A 6,778-nucleotide genomic window follows, 5' to 3' on the forward strand; every position below is an offset into this window, starting at 1 on the left:
CCGCACCGAGCCCTCGTCCGCCGCATGTTCCCCCCCATGGAGCCACATGGCGCGAGGCCCTCCACGAGGCCCGTGCAGAGGGGAGGACCACCGTGGTCAACACCTACCTGTCCCGCGAGGCGGCACGCCGGATGAAGCACGGCGCGCCCTGGGTGCGCCGGGAAGACATCGTCTCCATGGAAGGCACCCCGTCCGTGGGCGAGGCCGTGCAGCTCCGGGACGAGGACGGACACCTGCTCGGGCTGGCGGACGTGGACCTCGAGTCCTCCTACGCGGTGCGCCGGCTGGGGATGCCGGACGAGACGGCCGAGGGCCTCATCCCCCGCCATGTGCGCCACGCCTTCGAGCGCCGCGCCCGCATGGTGGATGACCCGCGCTTCTGTCGCGTCATCAACGACGACGGCGATGCCCTCCCCGGCCTCATCGTGGACCGCTACGACACACACCTCGTCGTCCAGACGCTCACGCGCGCCATGGACACGCGGGTGCAGGAGATTGCCCGCGCCCTCGTGGAGGTGGGCGGGGCCGAGTCCGTGCTGCTGCGCAACGACACCCCTCGGCGCCGGCAGCTCGGCCTGCCCGTGCAGCGGCCCCACGCGCTCTACGGCAACCCGCCCCGCTGGACGCGGGTGCTGGAGCTGGGGGCCCGCTTCACGGTGGACCTCACCTATGGCCCGGGCGTGGGCTACCCGTACGACCAGCGGGAGTTGCGCCGCTTCCTCTCGCGCATGTCCCAGGGCGCGCGGGTGCTGGACCCGAGCTGCCACGTGGGCGGCCTCTTCGTCCACGCGGGCCGCATGGGCGCCCGCTCCATCCTCGCCTTCGACAGCGACGCGGACACGGCGGACCTCGCCCGGGAGAACGGCGAGGCCAACGGGTTGCTGGGCCGCCTCCGGGTGGAGCGGGGAGACGCGCTCACCGTGCTGCGCGGCCTGCAGGACACCTTCGACCTGGTGCTCCTGGACACCCCCGAGGCCGCCACCTCCGAGTCCTTCATCGAGCAGGTGCGCCTGGGGCTGCACGCCACCCGCCACGGCGGCTACCTCGTCATCGTCGGCTACCACCCGCCCCTGCCCGCCGGTGGCTTCGACGACCTGGTGGCCGAGGCGTGCGACCAGGAGGGGCGCATGGGCTTCCGCTTCGCCCGGCTCGGCCTGCCGCCGGACCACCCCACCCTGGTGGGCTTTCCCGGCACGGACTACCTGTCGGGCATCGCCCTCGAGGTGAGCTGACTACTTCTTCGTCGAATGCTTGCGCACGGCCCGGAGCACGTCCGGCACGGACGTCTTGTTCGCCTTGTCGGCGATCCACTTGGGCAGCGAGCCGCCCGGGTCCGTGTAGAGGTAGTAGGTGACGAAGGTCTTCTTCCCCTCCTCGCGCGGCTCCAGCAGCCAGTAGCCATTGTTGAGTTTCACACGCACCACGCCCTCGCGCTCGGCCGGGGCGCCGTCCGTCGTCACCGTCCAGGCCGTCTTCAGGAAGCCCTTGCCCTCCTTCCAGTCCGACTCGTCGCGGATGCGGATGATGAAGTCCCGCTTGTCCACCAGCGGGGCGTTCACCAGGCAATAGAAGACGGTGACCTTCCCGTCCTGCTCCGAGGCCAGCACGCGGCTCTCGTCGGTATAGGGCATGGTCTTCGTGTAGTTCGTGTAGTCACGGATGACCCGCCACACGTCGTGGGGCGGAGCGTCCACGAGGGCGGTGGCCTTCACCTCGGACACGGAGCCCCCCTCGGGCGTCCGGGCCAGGACGGTGATGCCATCCTCACGGGCCACCTGTTGCCAGGCTGGTTCACTGGCACCAGCCAACAGGAAGAGCAGCGGCAGAGCGGGAAGAAGAGACATGAGCGCATCCTAACCGCCTGGGTGATGCTAGTGTCGGAGAGCGAGATATGACGACCGAAAATCAGACTGACAAAGCCCCCACCGCTTCTCCCACCGACGCCTCCGTGGAGCAGGTGCGCAAGGTCTACGCGAAGGACCTGCGGGAGAAGGATCAGGTCAACACCGTCTTCCGCGTCACGAAGAAGGACCGCGTCACCGCGCGCAGCGGCAAGGTGTTCGTCTCCGTGGTGCTCGTGGACAAGAGCGGGGAGATCGACGCCCGCGTCTTCGACAACGTGGAGGCGCTCGAGTCGACCTTCAACGTCGGTGACTATGTGCTCGTCCGGGGCAACGTCATCGGCTTCCACGGCAAGTCGCAGGTGGTCATCGAGGCCGTGGAGAAGCTGGATCCCGAGCCGCTCGACCCCCAGGAGTTCGAGCCCCCGGCCGCCCCGCCCGCCCCCGCCCGCGAGGAGCAGCCCGCCGCCAAGGCCGCCGCTCCCGCCCGGGAGCCCCGCGAGCCCCGAGAGGCCCGCGAGGAGCACGCCGCCCCCAAGCCTGGCGAGGGCGGCCACGGTGGCGCCCGCGCCGTCGGGCAGATCCGCGAGCTCGTCACGGACCGCGTGAGCGACCCGAACGTGAAGGCCCTGCTGCTGGCCTTCCTGGATGACCCGCAGATCGCCGCGGGCCTGCCGATCGCCCCGGCCGCCAAGGGCGTCCACCACGCCTACCGCGGCGGGCTGGCCGACCACCTGCTGTCGGTGATGCGGCTCACCCTCCGGGTGGCGGACCACTACCCCATGGCGGACCGCGACCTGCTGCTGGCCGGCGCCCTGCTCCACGACGTGATGAAGGTCGCGGAGATCTCCCCGGACAAGGGCTTCGAGTACACCGACGAGGGCAAGCTGGTGGGCCACCTCGTGATGACGGCGCAGAAGATTCGCGAGAAGACGCTCGGGATCCCCCACTTCCCGCCCCTGCTGGAGCAGCACCTCACCCACCTCGTGCTCGCGCACCACGGGCGGCTGGAGTACGGCTCGCCCAAGCTGCCGATGACGCTCGAGGCGCACATCGTCCACGCGCTGGACTCGCTGGACTCGCGGATTGCCTCCTGGGTGGAGGCGATGCAGCGCGACCCCCACGAGAAGTGGACGGAGAACCTCAAGCTCTACGACCGCCAGCTCTGGAAGGGCCCCGTGCCCACCCAGCGCGGCCGGGCGCCGGTGGAGCGTCGCGGCAAGAAGGACAAGGACAAGAAGCCCAACAAGGAGCGTCCGGAGCGGACGGGCGCCCCCGCGGGCGAGGCGCAGCAGGCCGAGCGTCCGGAGCGGACCGAGAGGGCCGAGCGTCCGGAGAGGCCTCCGCGCGAGCCCAGGCCGCCCCGGGAGCCCAAGCCGCCCCGGGAGCCTCGTGAGCAGCGGGAGCCGCGCGAGGCGCGTGAGCCTCGCGAGCAGCGGGAGCCTCGCGAGCCCAGGCCGCCGCGCGATCCGGTGAATGTCCCCAAGGAGCTGACCTTCAAGCCCTTCAGCGTCTTGACGGCACCGAAGTCGGAGCCGGCCGCCAAGCCCGAGGAGGGCTCCGACTCGGAAGGCTGACATGGCGAAGAAACTGGGCGAGCGCCTCGTCGAGGCGGGGCTCGTCACCACCGAGTCCATCAACAAGGCGCTGGAGCACCAGAAGATCACCGGCCACCGGCTGGGGGACTGTCTGGTGGAGATCGGCCTGCTCCAGGAGGCGGCACTGCTGCGCTTCCTGGCGGCCGAGTTCCAGACACGCTTCGTCTCCGCGGAGAAGCTGGCCAAGGCCAAGATTCCCACGGAGGTGCTGGACAAGGTGCCGGTGCGCCTGGCCGAGGCGCAGAACGTGCTGCCGCTGGCCATCGACCCGGAGCGCAAGCTGCTGTCGCTGGTGGCGGCCGAGCCGCAGAACAAGAAGCTGCTGGACGAGATCGCCCTGGTGACGGGCATGTCCGAGGTCTACGCGTACGTGGGCCTGCGCAGCACCATCGCCGCCGCCATCCGCAAGCACTACTACGGAGACCCGACGGCCTTCGCCTCGCTGGAGGGCGGCGCGCAATTGCGGACGGACATGTCCACGATTGCCAACGCCTACGAGAACACCTCGGGGACGAACCCGAGGAGCAGCCTCCAGCTCAAGCTGGAGACGGACGCCCGGCTGCGGCTGCAACGCGTGAGCGGTCCGCAGGGACGGCCCAACACCGGGCGCGGCGAGGCCCAGCTGGGCTCTCGCGGGACGATGTCGGACGGCGACTACCTCGAGACGCTGAACGTCCTGGTGACGATGCTGGAGCGGGATCGCAAGCACCACCGGGGACACTCGGCGCAGCTCTCGCGGCAGGCGACGGTGGTGGCCCGGCGCCTGGGACTCCCGCTCAAGGACGTGGCGGCGGTGGCCATCGCCGGGTACCTGCACGACCTGGGCAAGCCCGCGGAGCGCCACTTCTGCCTGGCGAGCAACGCGGTGAACCCCGAGTGGTCGGCGGACGCCAGGCGCTACTGCCGGGTGCCGACGAAGCTCTTCGAGCTGGTGAACCTGCCGGTGCAGGTGAACACCATGATCGCCCAGCTCTACGAGGCCTATGACGGCTCGGGAGGGCCCCAGGGGGCGAAGGGCGACGACATCACCATCGGCGCGCGCATCCTGGCGGCGGTGGACAGCTACCTGGAGCTGACGAAGAACCCGACGAACGCGCACGGGAAGCTCTTCTCCAAGGAAGCCGCGCTGGAGCACCTGCGGGAGAACGCGGGCAAGCTGTACGACCCGGTGGTGGCGGACATCGTCATGCAGGTGCAGAGCGGCGAGCTGCTGCGCCAACGCCTCACGAGTGACGGGCGGCAGATCCTCATCGTGGAGCCGGACGAGGGCACGCGGCTCGACCTGCTGGAGTCGGCACAGCGGCAGGGGTTGGTGACGCACGCGCTGTCCTCGCTGGACGGGGCGTACGACGCGCTGGCGTACCAGGACTGCGACGTGCTGGTGGTGGGGCTGAAGTTCGGGCTGCAGGAGGTGCTGGGGCTGCTCCAGGCGGTGCGCGCGACGGCGGAGAACGCGGGCCTGCCGGTGGTGGTGCTGGGAGATCCGGACCCGGGCACGCGCGAGCGCCTGATGATGGGCGGAGCGACGGCGGTGGTGGCTCCGGCGGAACCGGACGAGGCCGCGAAGACGGTGCGTGCGCTGTACGACGACCGCATCCTCCACAATGGCCCGGCACGGCTGGTGCGCGGGAGCCTGGATGAAATCCCCGCGCCGGAGCTGCTCAAGCTGCTGGGCTCGGGGAAGAAGTCCGGGCGGCTGCACCTCAAGTACCACGCGCACGAGGGCTTCCTGCACCTGGAGCAGGGACAGCTCGTCTACGCGGCCATCGGGGCGCAGAGTGGCGAGGACGCCATGCGGACGCTGCTGAGCCTCCAGCAGGCGGACTTCCGTTACGACCCGGACTCGCTGCTGCTGGACGTGCCGCAGATGGCCCGGAGCCTGGAGCAGCTCTCCCAGCAGCTCGCGGCCCGTAGGCCGTCGATCTCCACTCCCACCGTGTAGGCCCGGGGAGAGGGTCTTCCCCTCCCCCGCCCCATCACACGGAGAAGCCGAACAGCCCCGCGGCGTTGGCGGTCGTCACCTCGGCCACCCGGTCGAGCGACACGCCCTTGAGCTCGGAGACCTTCTTCGCCGTCTCGATGACGTAGGAGGGCTCGTTCTTCTTGCCCCGGTAGGGCACCGGCGCGAGGTACGGGCTGTCCGTCTCCACCATCAGCCGCTCCAGCGGGGCGAAGCGCACCGCGTCCTGGAGCGCCTCGGTCTTCTTGTAGGTGACGACGCCGGACAGCGACAGCAGGAAGCCCATGTCCAGGTAGCGGCGGGCCGCGTCGGTGTCCCCGGTGAAGCAGTGGATGACGCCCCGGCTCACGCCCTCCTCCTTGAGGATGGCCTCGCAGTCCTCGTGCGCGTCCCGCACGTGCACGACGAGCGGCTTGCCGAGGCGCTTCGCCAGCGCGCACTGCCTGCGGAACACCTGGGCCTGCACCTCTCGGGGCGAGTGGTCGTAGTAGTAGTCGAGCCCCGCCTCGCCCACGGCATGAATCTCCGGGCGGGCACAGGTGCGCTCCAGGTGCTCCAGGTCCACCTCGGTGGCCCGGGCCGCCTCGTGCGGATGGATGCCGAGCGTGGGCGTGAGGAAGTCCGGGTGCGCGGCGGCGATCTCCAGCGCCACGCCCCAGTCTCCGGGGCCCTGGAACTGGCCGACGATGACGGCATGCACCAGCCCGGCGGAGCGGGCACGCTCCAGCGCGGCCGTGACGTGCGCGGACTCGGCGCGATCGAAGTGACAGTGGGAATCAACGAGCCTCATGGCATCTCCTGGATGAGCTCGGAGAGCTCGTCACGGGCCTCTTGGGAGAACGCGGGCAGCACCGCGCGGACACGGTCGCGGCCCTCGGGGACGCCGAGCAGCCACACACCCTCGGCGGCATCGAGCCGGTAGTCCTCGTGGACTCCGGGCTCATCGAGCAGGGCGAGCAGCCACGGCAGGGCCTTCGGGTCTCCCAACCGGCCCAACCCCCGCGCCGCCGCTCCCCGGCAGTCGTCCTTCGGATCGGCGAGGATGGTGCGCAGCCGCTCGAGGGCCCCCGGCGCCTTCACCTCGCCACACAACTCCACGGCGAGGGCCCGGTCCTGGGCCCAGTTGAACCGCCGCCGCTCGGCGCGCTTGAGGAGCCAGCTCGCGCCCTCGGGGTCCCCCAGCTTCGCGAGCACCCCGGCGGCCTGGGTGCGATCGAAGCCCGGCAGCATCCAGCGGTGGAACAGGCGCCGGACGTCGGGCAGTGCCCGCGCATCCCCCAGCTCGGCCAGGGCCCCGAGCGCCCGGAAGCGGAGCAGGTCCTCCTCGAGCGCCTGGACGAGCACCTCCATGCCCGCGGGGTGCTTGAGGGCGGCCATGC

General features: G+C 70.8%; 6 protein-coding genes. 3 read left to right on the forward strand and 3 right to left on the reverse strand.

Translation table 11 applies throughout. The features are described 5' to 3' along the window. The first annotated feature begins 92 nt into the window (after positions 1 to 92). A complete protein-coding gene (locus tag VF697_RS00600; protein ID WP_331091171.1) occupies positions 93 to 1,232 on the forward strand; it encodes a class I SAM-dependent rRNA methyltransferase in 1,140 nt (379 codons plus the stop codon). Here VF697_RS00600 and VF697_RS00605 read toward each other — a convergent pair whose 3' ends face one another. Then, entirely contained in the window at positions 1,233 to 1,844 is a 612-nt protein-coding gene (locus VF697_RS00605; RefSeq protein ID WP_331091173.1) for an START domain-containing protein, read from the reverse strand. A gap of 47 nt (positions 1,845 to 1,891) precedes the next feature. On the opposite strand from VF697_RS00605, the gene VF697_RS00610 reads away from it, so the two are divergent. Then, on the forward strand, positions 1,892 to 3,418 hold the full coding sequence (locus VF697_RS00610) for a 3'-5' exoribonuclease YhaM family protein (protein ID WP_331091175.1): 1,527 nt from the start codon (positions 1,892 to 1,894) through the stop codon (positions 3,416 to 3,418). A 1-nt stretch (position 3,419) separates the two neighbouring features. Continuing rightward, positions 3,420 to 5,381, forward strand: a complete 1,962-nt coding sequence (locus tag VF697_RS00615; RefSeq protein ID WP_331091177.1) for an HD domain-containing phosphohydrolase — start codon at positions 3,420 to 3,422, stop codon at positions 5,379 to 5,381. 34 nt (positions 5,382 to 5,415) lie between these two features. On the opposite strand, the gene VF697_RS00620 is transcribed toward VF697_RS00615, so the two are convergent. Both VF697_RS00620 and VF697_RS00625 read right to left on the reverse strand, forming a co-directional pair. After that, positions 5,416 to 6,189 (reverse strand): TatD family hydrolase, encoded by a 774-nt coding sequence (locus VF697_RS00620; protein ID WP_331091179.1) that lies wholly within the window; start codon positions 6,187 to 6,189, stop codon positions 5,416 to 5,418. Continuing rightward, positions 6,186 to 6,778, reverse strand: a 593-nt coding sequence (locus VF697_RS00625) for a HEAT repeat domain-containing protein (RefSeq protein WP_331091181.1), incomplete at its 5' end; no start/stop codon positions are given. The genes VF697_RS00620 and VF697_RS00625, both read right to left, overlap by 4 nt.

Source organism: Archangium sp. (assembly GCF_036388035.1).
Lineage (GTDB): Bacteria > Myxococcota > Myxococcia > Myxococcales > Myxococcaceae > Archangium.